Genomic DNA, 15,530 nt, shown 5'->3' with positions numbered 1-15,530 from the left:
AGAACGAACAGTAAAAATTGAATCATACAAACGCAGACCGTTAGCGCAGTCAAAACGCTCAAGACTCCTGTGGAAACTGCCCAAGCCGAAAGATGGTGCTGGAAAACGCTCTTTGCTTTGTCGAAAGAGCTATAGGCCCACGAAAAAAGCGAAATGTTTTGACTAAGCGATGGTAAAATACCTTTCTTGGCACATAATAATCCGTACTGATTTCAATAAAATCGTTCGGATTATTTATCTTTATTCAGTTTTGTCCCCACCTCTCTTATGTTTTAAAGAATCATTAAAAAGGTATGTAAGTTCATAGGAGGGTGATGGTATGACGATGAATGCAATGGATGATTTTCTGTTTCACTTAAAACGTTACATGGAATATACTACTGAGATGAGGTCATCGTACGAACACTTAACTGACGCTGAGAAAAATATGATCCTCGAAGCTCATCCTGATGGAAACAGTCCTGAAGAGATTTCAAAGAAAGTTTACCAATGGCATGATACATTGTTTAAAAGATTGGAAAAACACAAATAAAAGAAGGGCTGGAGTATCCCGCCCCTTCTTTTATTTAATATGATGATCAATTGTTTGAATCAGATTAACTATCTCTGGTTTAGAGATTTGAGCATCGGCTCCTACTTTTTCTCCTTTATGTTTCAAATCCCCTGTAATTAAAGAGGAAAAAATGATGACAGGCAGATCCTGTAACTGATTATGTTCTTTTACAAGCTTTGTAAAGTGGTGCCCATCCATCTGTGGCATTTCAATATCTGTGATAATGAGCTGATATTCTTTTAAAATTTCTTTTCCTTCATGAGCTAAGTTCAATAAATGCTCATACGCTTCTTTTCCATCCTCAAAACAGTTTGTATGTACATAGCCTGCTTCCTCTAAAGTCTCCTGAAGCAAACTTCTCAAAAGGGGAGAATCTTCTGCGATTAAAATGTTTTTATTTGACCTTTCTCTTTCTCCCAGTTCCTGAATCTGCTCAGCATGTACGCTTGATTCAGGATTAATATCGGCCACAATCTTTTCGAAGTCCAGAAGCAGCAGCATATCTTCATCTTTTTTAATTACTCCTGTAATTTGAGTATCAAGCCCTTGATACATTTTACCCGGTTTTTCAATAGATTCCCATGAAATCCGATGAATTTGAGTAACAGTATGTACATGAAATACAATTTTAGTCTGATTAAATTCCGCTAATATAAACTTATCTTGATCTGGATTATCAGACTTCTCAAACCCTAACGCATGAGCTACATTCAAAACAGGTACTACGTCGCCTCTGATTTCAATTATGCCCTCTACTGAGGAGTGAGAGTGTGGTATCTTGGTGACGGCAGAAGGATTAAGAATTTCTTTTACTTTAATTACGTTAATGCCAAAACGATTTTCACCAATACTAAATTCTACTATTTCCAGCTCGTTTGTTCCACTCTCTAATAATATACCTTGATCCTTATTCATGTATGTCTCTCCCTTTCAACACTTTTACACATTTGACAATACCACAAACTCAACCTTCATAGTACCTTAGAATCACAAAACAATACATAAACAGGTCTTTTGTCACAAAAAAACGATCTGCTTTTGCAGACCGCTTAATCATTACGAATAATTAAATAGACAATTAATCCGACTACCGGGAAGAATAACGTCCCAAGCAGGACTACTAAGGTAAATACCTGGCTGTTTCCTTTACGTTTCGAATCACGATAAGCCCATACACTCGTAATAATATTAAATATAAACAGGGCAAGCCCAAATAATATAAAAATTAGAAAAATCAATCCAATTTCCAACTCATCCACCTCCTCTATGTAATACGAGAAGGATTGTTAAGAAGTTTCGCTGTTATGCCGCTTTTTTTGATTTTTTTCTTATAAGTCTTGCCATTGTCCGAATACTTCTTACCATTACGAGGAGAAGACCATACGCACTAATGGCTAATAAGCTCACCGACCAATAGTAAACAGGCAGCACACTGGACTGAGTGGCAGAAAAGGAATGATCTACAGTTTGGAGGATAAGAAAACCAATAAGTATGCAGTTGATATAGCTAAGCAGTGTAATCCAATTCTTTACGGTCATCCACTCGACCACAGCTTTAACAACCCACATCATACCTGTCATTAGGAGGAAAACCAGCCCAAAAAGCAAATACCATGGGTCTAAGCCAAATATTTGTAGTAAATCCTCATCAAACCAACTTGATACAATATCTACAATTGAAAAGTTAATCAAGTTAAACTCCCCTTCTTATCACTTACTTCTCATTGTAGACGGCCTTTGATTTATTTATACTTAACTCTTATCTTATCTGACTCTTGATCTTCACTACCTAAACACTGATGTTTTTTGCATTTTCTACTCTAAGACCTACATATCCTTCTCCATCCATAAGTTAATTTGTGTTTCTATCAATAATCATTCAACGATTAATTGACAAGATAAAACAGGCCTTATCCGATCATATCATAAAGAAAAAGCAGCCACGAATGCGACTGCTTTTTCTTTATGATATGATCAGTTTATCATTTTATTTTGGTCACTATTGTTCACTCTTTTTTCATCTAAATGCTCATCGATTTTATCCAGTGCCTGTTGGTCATTTAAAAGTTTTTGTTTATTTTGATCGACGAGCTCTTCAAATGAGATTCGGTTGGTCCTCATGATCAAACTCCTTTCTTTCGCAACTTCAATTACATTTTCATTGTAACAAAAATATTTATAAGATAAATCAAAATTGTTTGAACATTTTGTTAACAAATATGGAGGCACTCTTTATGAAGAATAAAATTAACACTACATTATCAGATATTGAAATTTCCGGAATTCGTCAGTTTTTTAATATGATTAGTAAATATGACGATGTTGTGTCCTTAACAATTGGTCAGCCGGACTTTGCTACCCCCGGCCATGTCAAAGAAGCTGCGATTAATGCATTAAATAACGACCGTACGACCTATACCCATAATGCCGGGATTATAGAACTGAGAAGAGCCATCAGTTGCTATGTAAAAGAGAGTTTCTGCCTGGACTATGATCCTGCCGATGAAATTATTGTGACGGTGGGGGCTTCTCAGGCCATTGATATCACCCTAAGAACTATAATTGAACCTGGAGATGAGGTCATTCTCCCTGGTCCCATTTATCCTGGGTATGAACCCTTAATTAAATTGGCTGGAGCCACAGTCAAATATGTCGACACAAGTAATAACCAATTTAAACTTACTGCGGATTTGCTGGAAGATGCGATAACTGAGAAAACCAAATGTGTGATTACTCCTTACCCATCTAACCCAACTGGAGTATCCTTAACAGAAAGTGAGCTGAGTGACATCTCACAAGTTCTGTTAAATCATCAAATCTTTATGATTGCTGATGAAATATACAGTGAATTAGTCTACGATGACTCTCATACGTCTATTGCTTCATTTTCTGAAGTGCGTGATCATGTCATCGTCATTAATGGTGTATCAAAATCTCATTCTATGACTGGATTTAGAATTGGATATTTACTTGCACCGCAATGGCTGGCTGGTCAAATTCTTAAGGTTCATCAATACAATGTTTCCTGTGCTGCTACACCAAGTCAATATGCAGCTCTCGAAGCCATCCAAAACGGCCGTTATGATCCAGCTGTGATGAAGCAATCTTATGGTGAAAGACGGGAATATGTTATGAAAAGGTTGGATAGAATGGGATTAGAGTATGTTATTCCAGATGGAGCCTTTTACATTTTCCCCAGGATTCCTTCTGGCAGCTCCACCTTTGAAACTGCCGTTGAATTAGTAGAGAAAGCCGGCGTGGCACTGGTACCGGGAAGTGCTTTCTCTATTTACGGAGAAGGATATGTCCGACTTTCTTACGCCTATAGTAAAGAAACCCTTAAAAAAGGTTTAGATCGGCTGGAACAATATTTAAACACTAATAATTTGTAAAAATTAATTAAATTTTAATGACAAACAAACATCTTCTGCAAAGGAATCCATATTCTTATGGTAAAATAGATACGTAACCATTGGATTACTATGGCTTTGTAAGAGAGGAAGAGTGAGATTGTCTGAGCAAACAAAAAGAGAATGGTTAGAGTGGATAAAAGCAATTGCTATTGCGATTGTGCTTGCTTTTGTTTTACGTACCTTTTTCTTTGCTACTTCGATTGTTGAGGGAGCGAGCATGAACCCTACATTGGAAAGCGGAGAAAGAGTCATGTTTAATAAAATCATATATTATATAGATGAACCTGATCATGGGGATATTGTAATTATTGAAAAGCCTACCAAAAACTATGTCAAACGAGTAATCGGCCAGCCAGGAGATACAATAGAATTTAAAGAAAACCAGTTGTACGTTAATGAACAGCCCCAGGAGCAAAGTTATTTGAGTGACCAATCATTGGCTGGAACGAGAGACTTCGGTCCAGTTGAAGTGCCTGAAGGAAGATATTTCGTCATGGGAGATAACCGATCTGTAAGTAAAGACAGCCGAAATGGCTTAGGGTTTGTTAGCGAAGAGGAAATTATTGGTCGTACTGAACTTATTATATATCCTTTTACTGAAATAAGCTTGACCAAATAGACGTCCCATCCTGACTTATCAGGCATGGGACGTCTTTTTATGTTCGTTGAGAAAATTGATGAAGGGCATCGATGAGTATATCTAACTTACCTTCAATACGGTGAAGTAAGTAAAATGTCACCGCAACAGGAAACCCTAGATCTGTAACAATCGGCAGCCAGTTTTCTATTTTCAATCACCTCTTTTTAGAAAAAGCCGCTATAATTTTAATAGCGGCTTTTCTGGATTATAGTTGAATCGATGTTACATTGCGCTCTACAATTCGAGCCTCTTTCTTAGTAATAAGATCTCCCCCGCTTGAAAAGAAACAATTCTCTTCAATGATTGCATCCATTGCTGCATTAACATCTGCTTCATTTACAGGTTCGACAGGATCATCAATCGATACAGTTACGATCTTTTCTTCTTCATTTAAAAATTTTAATTCAAGTTTCTTCATAGGCTCCCCTCCCTTATTTCCTTATGGTATTTTAAAGATCTACTAAAACAGAGCGGTCATTTCTTTCAATCGTGGACAATAGGTTTTGTTGTAAAGATTCGATAGATACTGCTACTCTATACAATTGATCTTCAGTAGCTTCCATCTTTACATTGTTGAAAGACTTACGACGATACTTGACATTCCCTTCATCATCTGTTCCGTTTTCAAACACCAGTTGCAGCTGAGAGTTAACCATATCGGCTGTTACTGCCATGTAAATCACCTCCTTTCACTTCTATAATCGAAATAAGCAGCCAGGAGGTGTCTATAAATTATAACTTTTATTATTATTCATTTTGGAGCATCCATGTTGCTGTAATTTAGAAGGTGCAGTTTTTACCTGAAGATGACAATATAACTTGTTTGTTGCTGCTTAAACTTCCTCTGTTAAAATTAAAAACGGAACCGTTTTGGTCCCGTTTTTTCGTATCATGTATTAGTTTTTCATGTAATATGTGTAAGTTTATCCGCGATCAAAAATACAAAAGCCAATAAACCCTAAAAGAACAACGAGACAGACTAAAAACATAATAATCTCCGTCATACCTTCACCCCCTCATCAACGATAAACCTGGTAAGCATTATATAAAAATGCAGTCATTTATATTTATATCATATCATGTCCCGCACCGCTTATACACGTATTAATTGTTATCAATCATTTCATTGTTCACAATTTAGACATATGATATTGAACACATTGTGAATTGTTGAACAATATATTCCTTTTTTTTCAAAATTATATTATTATAAAACTGTAAAAAGATTGTGAAACATTGAACAACCCAAAGGAGGGAATTGGTTATGAAACAATGGTTTACGGAACATGTAAGTGGTGCAATTATTTTATTAGGGATTCGACTTTATCTCGGTTACACCTGGTTAACTGCAGGATTTGGCAAAGTGACAGGAGAATTTGATGCGTCGGGTTATCTTCAGGGTGCAATAGCCAATGCTCAAGGTGAAGAAGCGGTAGTTCAAGGATGGTGGGCTGCTTTTTTAGAGACATTTGCTTTACCTTACAGTGGACTGTTCAGTTTTCTTGTCATGTGGGGCGAAGTGTTAGTAGGATTAGCACTTGTTATTGGATTGTTAACGAAGACCGCTGCCTTCTTTGGTATAATCATGAACATGTCTTTCTTATTAAGCGGGACCATAAGTACCAACCCAGAAATGGCAATCCTTGGAGCTCTCATCCTAGCTGCCGGACTTAATGCAGGACGTATTGGTTTGGATCCATTTGCTCATCGTTTCTTAAAAAAGAAATCGCAACTTCTTTTAACAAAAGCAGCCTAGATTGAAATAATAAAACCAGCATAGCATTCAGCGATGCTGGTTTTTAGATTTTAATGAAGAATAAAATACATGCTGACTCTTCCCCTTCTTCTTTGCTTCGTATAAAGCAAGATCTGCCTTTTTCTTTATTTGCGTTATTTTAACCGCATCTTCAGGAAAAACGCTAATTCCTATACTGCAAGTGAATGAAAATGTCCTGCCCTGAATTAGAAAGGGACGGTGAAGGTTGCTGATGATACGTTTTGCTACTTCTTCAATATCAAGAGATGAACTTATGTTCTTTAAGAGTACCGCATATTCATCTCCCCCCATTCGGGCAACAATATCCCCATCTCGCACAGCGCGTTTCAACCTTCTGCCAATAATGATCAGTAATTCATCTCCAACATTATGTCCATATTCATCATTAATAGTTTTAAATTGATCTCCATCTAAAAACAGAAGAGCAAATTTACTTGTTAATTTGTTTTCAGCTGCCTGTGTTAAAGAATCCTCAAAAACCCTCCGGTTTGTTAATCCTGTCAATGAATCAGTATACGCCATTCTTTTTAGTTGTTCTTCAGCAAGCTTTCTCTTCGTGATATCTCTGCTAGAAGCAACCACTTTTCTATAGTGTCCTTGATTGTCTTTTACAGGGGTAAGTCTGGTTTCTACCCATAAAGGTTTGTTGTTTTTATTCTTAAGTCTTACTTCATAACGGAGTTCCTTGGAAAATTGCAATTGAGAGATTGAGTTTCTTTCAATCGTATTATAATCTCTCTCATCTACAAATTCACTGTAATGAATCCCGTTTAACTCCTTTGGATGGTACCCCAGCACCTGCTTATGGGAAGGAGAAGCGTATTGGATAAAGCCGTCTTTGGTTAAAATCTTTATTAAGTCCTGGGAGTGATCAGCAATCAGCCTGTACCTTTCTTCAGACTTTTCCAGCTGTTTTTTTGTATGTATTTTTTCCGTAATATCTTCCAGGGTCATGACAATCCTGATTAGGGCTCCATTCTCGTCAGCGATTGCCGTTAAACCAATGGACGCTATTAATTGTTGTCCATTCTTTCCAGCCAAGTCTTGATCAAACCGTTTTAGTTTTTCCCCTTGTTTTAATAATTCATATAGTTCCATAAATCGCAGTTTTAATTTAGGCTGTATGTCGAACCAATTCAAGTTGTAGATCTCCGATTTCTTATAGCCAAAAAGTCGATAAAAGGATTCGTTGATACGGAGAAAGTTCCAATTTAAGTCAAATAAAGCAAAAGCTTCTTCAGTGTTTTCAAGATAAGAAGAAAAAATTCGATTTAATTGACGGACTTCAGGTGAATTCATTGTATGAATGGATATATTTTTAGTTATTGCAAAGACGTAAGAGACTTCTAAACCATTGTTAAAAAGGGGATATAATGTGGTTTCCGCTAAATATTGTACATTAGGAAATACAACGGTATCGTGATAGGAGATCTTTTGTTGAAGTAATAAAACTTTAGAATATTGATCTGTTAGAAAAGCAGCTTCACTCTCGGGCAGACATTCCTGCAGGCTCTTTCCCAGACTTGTCGGATTTAAACGTGCTAATTCAAACCCTGCCTCATTCATATAATCATAAATGAAATTTTGGTCACTTACCTTCATTAGGAAGACACTGTCACTCATTGAACTTCCTAATTCTTTTAAAAGTGGGATATGAGATAAATTTAAATAATTCAAGGATAGAGTCATCGAATTCCTTCTTTCAACACATTCGTATATTAACTTTCACCCAGGTAAGGTAAGAAAATCTTCCTATTTATTATTATACAAATTTTTTCAATTTTGTGCTACAAATGTAATGATTTTATATGAAGCTATCCATAACACCTATAGGTTATTTTTACCTCGAGAACCTCCGGAATGACCTAATATCGAATAACACTCAACTAATTAATTTAACGAAATTGTAGATGATGACTTAAAATTTTTTTAAAACCCTTCTTTTTACCTATAGTTTAGTAAATAATACTGAGACTTGATTTCTTGTACGAGCACCTTCACTTAAATTCAACTCCTTACGGGATTAATGTAAGTAAACCATTCATAGTTCATTTATAATTGTGCAAGCTATCAGTAAGGAGGAATACAAAATGAATCATCAACGTATCTCTTCATTTTATGAAGACACAAGAGCACCGCTTTATTTAAATAACTTAAAACAAGAACATATAAACCACTGGCACCATGAACTAGAGGAAGAAAACGAATTCACCCACCACGACCTCGAGCACGGTTTAAATTGCCCGTGTAAAATTGTCACCGTCGCTATTTATTCTTTTATCAATTCATATGACTAAAAATGGGTATATAACCATACCTCCTCCATTTGCCCGCATAGGCTAGAAGGGTAATCATTCAGGAGGTGAGATGATGTACGAAAACAGTCCTTATGCAAACAGCCCGTACGGCGGCGGTTATGGCGGTTACGGACGCAGATGCCCTAGACCCGGCAGCAGCTTTGCGTTGATCGTTGTGTTGTTCATTCTACTAATCATCGTAGGTGCAGCTTTTTACTGCTAACTAAATACGAATTAAAAAACCGCTGTCTCTTTTTTAAGGAGACAGCGGTTTTTTTTAATTAACCAATGAGAATCCGTTCTTTTGGAAAATGATAATTTGATTTCGTTCTGTCATTGTGAAAACTGAACAAGAAAGTTAATATTCCGATCCGTCCAATAAACATTAAGATCATTAACACCACTTTGCCGAAGCTTGAAAGTTCAGAAGTAATGCCTAGTGATAAACCTACTGTTCCAAACGCTGAGCAAACTTCAAAGATAATTTCATTTAATGAAAACTTTTCACTGATGGACAGCGCCAGAATAGACAGGAATACAGTAAATAGTGCCATAATCGTTACTACAACTGCTCTGTTTAAATCTTCATGATGAATTTCACGTCGAAACACGCGAATGTTGTTTTCTCCACGGGCGAAAGTCAATATAAAAATTACTACCAATGCAAATGTAGTTGTACGGATACCGCCCCCTACACTGCTTGGCGAAGCGCCTATAAACATGAGAGAAGACATAAAAATATGGGTGTGCTCAGCAAATTCACTCACATCCATTGTGGAGAGCCCTCCACTCCGTGTTGTAACAGACTGGAATAAAGCATAGAAAAAGATTTCGTGCCAGTTTTTGTCAGCAAAAAAATGATTAAACTCTAACAAAACAATAATAACCGCCCCAAAAACAATCAGGGCAAAAAAAGTAAAAGAAGTTAACTTGGCAAATAGCGAGAACTGAATCGTTCGTACGTCATAGCTGTTAAACAAATACTGCTTAACCTCGATTAACACTGGAAATCCGATCGCCCCTGCTATAATTAGAATCATATTTATAAATTGGACAAAATAATCACTTTCAAAGGGAACTAAAGATGCCCCGGTTATGTCAAAACCTCCATTGGTCATTGCACTTATTGCACCGAAAAAACCCTGGAGGTAAGCTTCTCCAGGTTCGTAGTACTGGAGAAAATAAGTTCCCAATGTTAGAAATCCAATGAACTCAATAATTAATACAACGATGACAATCTGTTTAACCATTCTCACCATACCCTGGAAGGAAGAACGGTTATGGTCGGCCATAATTAATCTTCTTTCTCTTAACCCGATTTTTTTACCCAGTACAAGCCATATCATGGTTCCCACTGTCATAACACCGATACCACCGAACTGCAGCACAAAAGCCAGGATAAAATACCCTGTAGTACTAAATGTTTCAGCTGTCGGAACAGCAGTAAGTCCCGTTACACTTACTGCACTTACAGCCGTAAACAGTATATCAATAAAAGACAATTCTACTCCGGGCCTGTGGGCGACGGGAAGAGCGATTAAGATGGATGAAATCGTAACTGCAAATAAATAGAATAGTGCGATTAATTGGAAAGGGGATAAATCATTTATCCACCTCCATTTTCGCTTTCTCACCCACAACATACATATAAGCTCCTTTTATCTATTATGTAAGACGAAGTTTAAGTTCCTGCTTCTTCTCCCCGTCTCTTAAATTCTTCTAACAGCTCTTCACCTTGATAGCCTTCATCTAGTAGGCTTTTTAACATTTTCTCAATATTTTCTTGACGGCGGTCAACCATCGTGCCCATGAAGATCACATTCATATCTTCTCCAATTACATTTGTATCAATTACTTTTGCTAAAAAAGTAGCCGGGCGGTTACTGCTCTTTGTTATCTTTACTTGAATCATCACTTCTTCAGAGTTGGTTAAAATCTCCTGAAAAAAATTCTCATATTCATTATGAACGTAGGCTTCTATTACCCAGCGCCCGCGATCATCTTCGCGGTTAATAATCAATCCGTCGTTTAATTTAATACGACGCTGCGTAATATCTTCATTTTTCTCTTCCACAATATCAAGGGAAACGAGCTTAAATGTTTTCACAATGGCACCTCCGTTTGGAATTCTATCATTATTATAGAGGACGTAAGCAAATAGAGCAAAGCAGGATTTATTTTTTCTATAATAAAAAAACGAGCTCCAGTAAAAGAGCTCGCTGCTTCACCCTCCTATATAAGACATTTCAATCTTTTTCTTCGTCGGTTTTCTCTTTTTCCTGTCGACAGAATACTGATCATCTCGCTTCGTCCAGATCTGGATCAATCTTGATATAATCGCTTCATCACTTTCTCCATCGCGAAGCATCGAACGAATGTCATACCCCACTGACGCAAATAGGCAAGTGAACAGATTACCGTCTGCTGATAGTCTGACTCTCGTACACGTACTGCAAAACGCATCAGTAACTGATGAGATAACCCCTATCTCTCCAGAACCATCTTTATATTTGTAACGGTTGGCCACTTCACCATAATAATTAGGATCAACGGGTTCCAAAGGCATTTCTTCATTTATCTGATCAATGATTTCTTTCTTTGGCACAACCGTATCCATATTCCAGCCATTATGGTTGCCCACATCCATAAACTCAATAAACCGAAGTGTATCACCTGTTTCTTTAAAATAACGAGCCATTGGCAGAATCTGACTCTCATTCATTCCTTTTTTTACAACCATATTTATTTTTATGGAGAGCCCAGCTGCCCTCGCGGCTTCTATCCCTTTAATAACCGGCTTCGTTTTAATTCCACGGCCGTTCGTTTCTTTGAAAACATCATCTTCAATTGCATCCAGGCTGATATTAACCCGGTCCAATCCGGCCTCTTTCAGTTTGGCAGCCTGCCGGACTAAGAAAACAGCGTTCGTAGTAATCGCTACGTCTTTTATTCCTTCCACTTGTTTAATCCGGCCTACGAGCTGATCGATGTTTTTTCTCATCAGGGGTTCTCCCCCTGTAATACGTACCTTCTCTGTACCAAACTGAGCAAATATTTTAACCAGTCTTACAATTTCATCAAAACTTAAAAGTTCAGACTCAGGCATAAATCGGTAATCATTCCCAAATATCTCTGCAGGCATACAATAGGTACAGCGAAAGTTACATTGATCAATGACCGAAATGCGTAAATCCTTCATCGGACGATCGTGTTTATCTAGTACATAGTCAACCATGGAGCACTTACTCCTTTCTACTTCCCCTTTAACTCAAAGTGCTTTGCGCCTCTATCTTCTTCAAGCAATACGGCTTGAACTTGCTCTCCTTTACGATACCCTCTTGTCCCACTCTTTAAAACGATGAGCACGTTTGTCCGCGCTAATGAGGTAACCACTGCAGATTTATCCATACCTGCCGGATAAACCACAACATTTCCTCCTTCATAAGAGAGAAAACCTCTTATAAAACGAGTAAACGGATTAGGTTTTCCGAAGTCACTTCCTAAATAAGCATCCACTACAGAGTGATAAGGAGAACCCTTTTTCAGCAACTTCTGTATATAGGGGTACGCATAAAGCTCAAACCCAACATAACATGCTGAAGGGTTTCCTGATAAACCAAACAGCATTTGACCATCTATGCGAGCTGCTGTAGTTACGCTTCCCGGCCTCATAGCGATTTTATTAAACAAAACTTCAGCATTTAACTTCTCATAAATCAAAGGCATGAGATCATAGTCTCCCACTGAAACACCGCCTGTAGTAATTAACACATCAACTTCCTTCAAAGCCTCAGTTATTGCTTTATAACTGCTTTCGAAATCATCGGCAAGTTTACCAAAATAAATTGCCTCTGCACCACTTCTTTTAAGTTGTGATAATACCATATATGCATTGGAATTGCGAATCTTTCCCGGCTCCAGAGGCTGATCGATATCCAGCAATTCTGTACCCGTTGCAAACACTCCCACAACAGGCTTCTTGTAAACCTCTACATTTGCGTAGCCAAACGTAGCAAGCAATGCTTTTACACCAGGGTTAACTAAAGTTCCCTTCTCTGTTAACAGGGTGCCTTCTGCAGTTTCAGAAGCTCGTTTAATAATATTCTGATCATTTTCCATTGTTCGCTTAATTGTCATGTAAGCCTGGCCATCCTGTTCAAATGATTGGCAGATTTCAAACATAGCAACACAGTTGGCTGCTTCCGGTATTTCGGCGCCGGTCATAATTCTAACCGCTTCCCCGCTGTTAATCGGGCGGCTCGCTCGGTGACCGGCACCTATCTCTTCAATTACTTTGAAGGTAACAGGGTTTTCTTTTGAAGCATGGCAGGTGTCTTCCGCTCTAATAGCAAACCCGTCATAAGGGGACTTGTCAAAGGGCGGAATAGCATGTGCTGCCACTATATCTTCAGCTAAAATGCGGTTATCCGCTTCCTCAAGATCAATTATTTCTGTTTCCAGTACGTGTGATGAATCCATCACACGCTGTATCGCTTGAGTCACGGGAATTGGCTTTCTATGTAAATTCATCTTAACTCCCTCTTTCGTATATAAATTCTCTATTTAAAACCATAACGAAAATATTTGTTAATTACAAAGATAATAAAAGATCCTCTCCCGCTGTTAACGGAAGAGGATTTAATATTAATATAAATTACGATAGGCTGCTTTCCGATTTAATAATTGATCTTCCCATTCTTTGTTAATCCTTCTCCCCGGCTTTCCATTCTTCTTTGAGACGGATACGTCAATTGTATAAATAAAAAAATGAATCGTCATAAGGCCTCTTTCCTTTCTTTCATAACCTGGCAAATCATGCAGTTTAATAAAAACCACAAAATTAAAATATGCGACCTTAACGTTCATTATGTGTGCTCTTATACCTTCGGATTATTTTCGTAATAGTCTGATATTTTCATATCTAATTGATGCAGCAGTCTAACCGCCTCACTAGGAGACATATTGTTGTAATGATGAAGACCATGCGGCTGCTCATCCATTCGGTCCGCCTCTTCTACCACCTTTTGAAGCGGGGTGCGCAAAGTAGTTAAAGAAAAGGGCAGATAACTATCTGTGTGCAGCAGAACGGCTAAAGATACTTCTTTTGCTGCCAGGCGGTCCTCACCCAGTCTTATTAACAATTTGTGAGCCCGTTCAGCACCTTTAATGGCATGGATATCATGCTTACGATATTCTTCATAATCCCATTTACCATCTTTATACCATTCGTAATGGCCAATATCATGCAATAAAGCAGACTTAGCTGCTAAGTCAGGAGATATGCCAGCTGCAACAGCAAGCTTAAAAGCATGCTGTGCTACTGTTACTGCATGGTGAATACCTGATCTCCTCAAGTATTTCTGCGTTATACGATGTTTAAAAACATCAACCAGGGTCACTACAGACATACGATCACCTCTCTTTTCAAAAAATATACCATTCTCCCTTCTTCGCTACAAGTTACCGGAATGATTATAAAGGAGCCGTTAAGGTTTATCGATAATCAAGGAGGGGTAGTGTTATATTAAGATACTTTCTAACAGGAGGTGAAAAGGATGAGCCAATTATCCTCTTATCACTTACATTTAAATCGTCCTTTATCTACTGATCAAATCATTAATATTTATAAACATTCCACTGAAAACAATAGAAATATCTACTTGCATCAGAATCATTTAATTGCTGATGCTGGTCACTTAACTAAATTATTGTCCTTTTTTTTATACGTAGATATTGACCAGCCTGCTTTAATGATTATTGACGGAGAAAATGTTGATGAAGTGTTCGAGACCATACTGGCTGAATGTGAAGGATGTATTGCTGACATCAGTATACGCTCTCAGCATTATGAAGCTCATATAAACAGCGAAACATCGATCTCTGTTTAATGACAGCCTGAAGTTTACAACAAAGGCTCTCACCAGAAAAAATAACATAAATGCCGTGTTCTCCCACGCAGAAACCAAAACGAGAGGAGGTTTGGCATATTTTCTGTTCTCTTCCTTAACAACCAACCCTGCGCTAATGCAGGGTTTTTGGTTGGAGATTTATATTTAATTGAATTTTCTGTATAATCAACATAGATCTATTTAATAAAGGAGTGCTGAATATGTATGATATAGCCATTATAGGAGCAGGACCTGCAGGTGCCAGTGCAGCACTATTCGCTGCTAAAGCCGGAAAAAACGTCGTCTTTTTCGATAATGGTAAAAGCATTACAGCTAAAGCCTGGATCGAAAATCATTATGGAGCAGATGAGGTTGAAGGTCCTGAATTATTAGAAAAAGGCCAGAGACAGGCTGTGAAACATGGAGCCCAACTAGTTAAAGAAAATGTTAATTCCATAAAAGAAACTGATGATTATTATACCTTGGAAACAGATCAACAAAGCTTTGAGGCCGATCATATCATCTTTGCAAGCGGGATGTCCGCAAAACTGGCTGAGGAAGCAGGGCTATCTATTAGTGATGGTTCTGAACCCCGTGTAGCTAAAGTAATTAATGTAGATCAGGATGGACGGACAAACCGAAGAAAAATATGGGCTGCGGGTACCATCGCCGGGGTAAGTGTTCATACAATTATTACTGCAGGAGATGGAGCTAAAGTCGCCGTCAATATTGTAAGTGAATTAAATGGAGAACGTTACGTGGATCATGACATATTAAAGTAATTTAAAAGAAGCTGTGAAATAAATAAAGTTATATAATAGCTAAAAACGAACAATAAAAGTTGAGTCGTATAAGCACAGATCATCAGCGCAGCCAAATTGCTTAATAATCCAGTGACGAAAGCAAAGTATTTTGACGGAGCAATAAATCCTTTTTTGATACTTAATAATCCGAACTGATTG

The 15,530-nt window shown here is 37.7% G+C and carries 22 protein-coding genes; 8 read left to right on the top strand and 14 right to left on the bottom strand.

The window, feature by feature from the left end; all coding sequences use genetic code 11:
- The first annotated feature begins 319 nt into the window (after positions 1-319).
- Positions 320-532 (top strand): hypothetical protein, encoded by a 213-nt coding sequence (locus tag C1A12_RS09925; protein ID WP_101843718.1) that lies wholly within the window; start codon positions 320-322, stop codon positions 530-532.
- 30 nt (positions 533-562) lie between these two features.
- Here C1A12_RS09925 and C1A12_RS09920 read toward each other — a convergent pair whose 3' ends face one another.
- From C1A12_RS09920 to C1A12_RS09905, 4 genes are all read right to left on the bottom strand, one after another.
- On the bottom strand, positions 563-1,468 hold the full coding sequence (locus C1A12_RS09920) for a chemotaxis protein (RefSeq protein WP_101843717.1): 906 nt from the start codon (positions 1,466-1,468) through the stop codon (positions 563-565).
- 134 nt (positions 1,469-1,602) lie between these two features.
- Complete coding sequence (locus tag C1A12_RS09915; RefSeq protein WP_235001584.1) at positions 1,603-1,803, bottom strand: PLDc N-terminal domain-containing protein; 201 nt, start codon at positions 1,801-1,803, stop codon at positions 1,603-1,605.
- Between the two features lie 52 nt (positions 1,804-1,855).
- On the bottom strand, positions 1,856-2,245 hold the full coding sequence (locus tag C1A12_RS09910; protein WP_101843716.1) for a hypothetical protein: 390 nt from the start codon (positions 2,243-2,245) through the stop codon (positions 1,856-1,858).
- A 282-nt stretch (positions 2,246-2,527) separates the two neighbouring features.
- Positions 2,528-2,674, bottom strand: a complete 147-nt coding sequence (locus C1A12_RS09905) for an FbpB family small basic protein (protein ID WP_373420438.1) — start codon at positions 2,672-2,674, stop codon at positions 2,528-2,530.
- A 113-nt stretch (positions 2,675-2,787) separates the two neighbouring features.
- Here C1A12_RS09905 and C1A12_RS09900 point away from each other — a divergent pair, with 113 nt between their 5' ends.
- Both C1A12_RS09900 and lepB read left to right on the top strand, forming a co-directional pair.
- A complete protein-coding gene (locus C1A12_RS09900) occupies positions 2,788-3,945 on the top strand; it encodes an aminotransferase A (RefSeq protein ID WP_101843715.1) in 1,158 nt (385 codons plus the stop codon).
- Positions 3,946-4,063: 118 nt separating this feature from the next.
- A complete protein-coding gene (gene lepB, locus C1A12_RS09895) occupies positions 4,064-4,585 on the top strand; it encodes a signal peptidase I (protein WP_101843714.1) in 522 nt (173 codons plus the stop codon).
- Positions 4,586-4,622: 37 nt separating this feature from the next.
- Here the strand turns inward: lepB and C1A12_RS09890 are convergent, their stop codons facing one another.
- From C1A12_RS09890 to C1A12_RS09880, 3 genes are read right to left on the bottom strand one after another with little or no spacing between them, the layout of a single operon-like run.
- Positions 4,623-4,754 (bottom strand): YvrJ family protein, encoded by a 132-nt coding sequence (locus C1A12_RS09890; RefSeq protein WP_101844853.1) that lies wholly within the window; start codon positions 4,752-4,754, stop codon positions 4,623-4,625.
- Between the two features lie 57 nt (positions 4,755-4,811).
- A complete protein-coding gene (locus C1A12_RS09885; RefSeq protein WP_101843713.1) occupies positions 4,812-5,024 on the bottom strand; it encodes a DUF2922 domain-containing protein in 213 nt (70 codons plus the stop codon).
- Positions 5,025-5,055: 31 nt separating this feature from the next.
- Positions 5,056-5,280: a DUF1659 domain-containing protein gene (locus C1A12_RS09880; protein WP_101843712.1), complete on the bottom strand. Its 225-nt coding sequence runs from the start codon at positions 5,278-5,280 to the stop codon at positions 5,056-5,058.
- Between the two features lie 590 nt (positions 5,281-5,870).
- Between C1A12_RS09880 and C1A12_RS09875 the strand changes: the two genes are divergently transcribed.
- Positions 5,871-6,362 carry a DoxX family membrane protein gene (locus tag C1A12_RS09875; protein ID WP_101843711.1) on the top strand — a complete coding sequence of 164 codons (492 nt, stop codon included), beginning with the start codon at positions 5,871-5,873 and terminating at the stop codon, positions 6,360-6,362.
- 27 nt (positions 6,363-6,389) lie between these two features.
- Here the strand turns inward: C1A12_RS09875 and C1A12_RS09870 are convergent, their stop codons facing one another.
- The gene (locus C1A12_RS09870; protein ID WP_101843710.1) at positions 6,390-8,072 is read right to left on the bottom strand and encodes a diguanylate cyclase domain-containing protein; all 1,683 of its coding nucleotides are present in this window, start codon (positions 8,070-8,072) and stop codon (positions 6,390-6,392) included.
- Between the two features lie 401 nt (positions 8,073-8,473).
- Here C1A12_RS09870 and C1A12_RS09865 point away from each other — a divergent pair, with 401 nt between their 5' ends.
- Together C1A12_RS09865 and C1A12_RS21385 are read left to right on the top strand one after the other, a co-directional pair.
- Positions 8,474-8,680 (top strand): hypothetical protein, encoded by a 207-nt coding sequence (locus tag C1A12_RS09865; protein WP_101843709.1) that lies wholly within the window; start codon positions 8,474-8,476, stop codon positions 8,678-8,680.
- 73 nt (positions 8,681-8,753) lie between these two features.
- On the top strand, positions 8,754-8,903 hold the full coding sequence (locus C1A12_RS21385; protein ID WP_235001583.1) for a YjcZ family sporulation protein: 150 nt from the start codon (positions 8,754-8,756) through the stop codon (positions 8,901-8,903).
- A 58-nt stretch (positions 8,904-8,961) separates the two neighbouring features.
- On the opposite strand, the gene C1A12_RS09855 is transcribed toward C1A12_RS21385, so the two are convergent.
- The 6 genes from C1A12_RS09855 to C1A12_RS09830 form a co-directional block, all read right to left on the bottom strand.
- Positions 8,962-10,323, bottom strand: a complete 1,362-nt coding sequence (locus tag C1A12_RS09855) for a TrkH family potassium uptake protein (RefSeq protein WP_101843708.1) — start codon at positions 10,321-10,323, stop codon at positions 8,962-8,964.
- Between the two features lie 38 nt (positions 10,324-10,361).
- Positions 10,362-10,787: a YwpF-like family protein gene (locus tag C1A12_RS09850; RefSeq protein ID WP_101843707.1), complete on the bottom strand. Its 426-nt coding sequence runs from the start codon at positions 10,785-10,787 to the stop codon at positions 10,362-10,364.
- 117 nt (positions 10,788-10,904) lie between these two features.
- The gene (gene moaA, locus C1A12_RS09845) at positions 10,905-11,915 is read right to left on the bottom strand and encodes a GTP 3',8-cyclase MoaA (RefSeq protein WP_101843706.1); all 1,011 of its coding nucleotides are present in this window, start codon (positions 11,913-11,915) and stop codon (positions 10,905-10,907) included.
- Between the two features lie 17 nt (positions 11,916-11,932).
- On the bottom strand, positions 11,933-13,210 hold the full coding sequence (gene glp / locus C1A12_RS09840) for a gephyrin-like molybdotransferase Glp (RefSeq protein WP_101843705.1): 1,278 nt from the start codon (positions 13,208-13,210) through the stop codon (positions 11,933-11,935).
- 114 nt (positions 13,211-13,324) lie between these two features.
- Complete coding sequence (locus tag C1A12_RS09835; RefSeq protein ID WP_101843704.1) at positions 13,325-13,546, bottom strand: hypothetical protein; 222 nt, start codon at positions 13,544-13,546, stop codon at positions 13,325-13,327.
- An 11-nt stretch (positions 13,547-13,557) separates the two neighbouring features.
- Positions 13,558-14,088, bottom strand: a complete 531-nt coding sequence (locus tag C1A12_RS09830) for an HD domain-containing protein (RefSeq protein ID WP_101843703.1) — start codon at positions 14,086-14,088, stop codon at positions 13,558-13,560.
- A 147-nt stretch (positions 14,089-14,235) separates the two neighbouring features.
- Here C1A12_RS09830 and C1A12_RS09825 point away from each other — a divergent pair, with 147 nt between their 5' ends.
- Positions 14,236-14,568, top strand: a complete 333-nt coding sequence (locus tag C1A12_RS09825; protein WP_101843702.1) for a hypothetical protein — start codon at positions 14,236-14,238, stop codon at positions 14,566-14,568.
- Positions 14,569-14,789: 221 nt separating this feature from the next.
- The gene (locus tag C1A12_RS09820) at positions 14,790-15,350 is read left to right on the top strand and encodes an FAD-dependent oxidoreductase (protein WP_101843701.1); all 561 of its coding nucleotides are present in this window, start codon (positions 14,790-14,792) and stop codon (positions 15,348-15,350) included.
- The last annotated feature ends 180 nt before the right edge of the window (positions 15,351-15,530 follow it).

Source organism: Halobacillus sp. Marseille-P3879, assembly GCF_900240285.1.
Classification (GTDB): domain Bacteria; phylum Bacillota; class Bacilli; order Bacillales; family Halobacillaceae; genus Halobacillus_A.
Note: the sequence above shows the minus strand (reverse complement) of the source record. Positions and strands in the feature narration are given on the sequence as shown.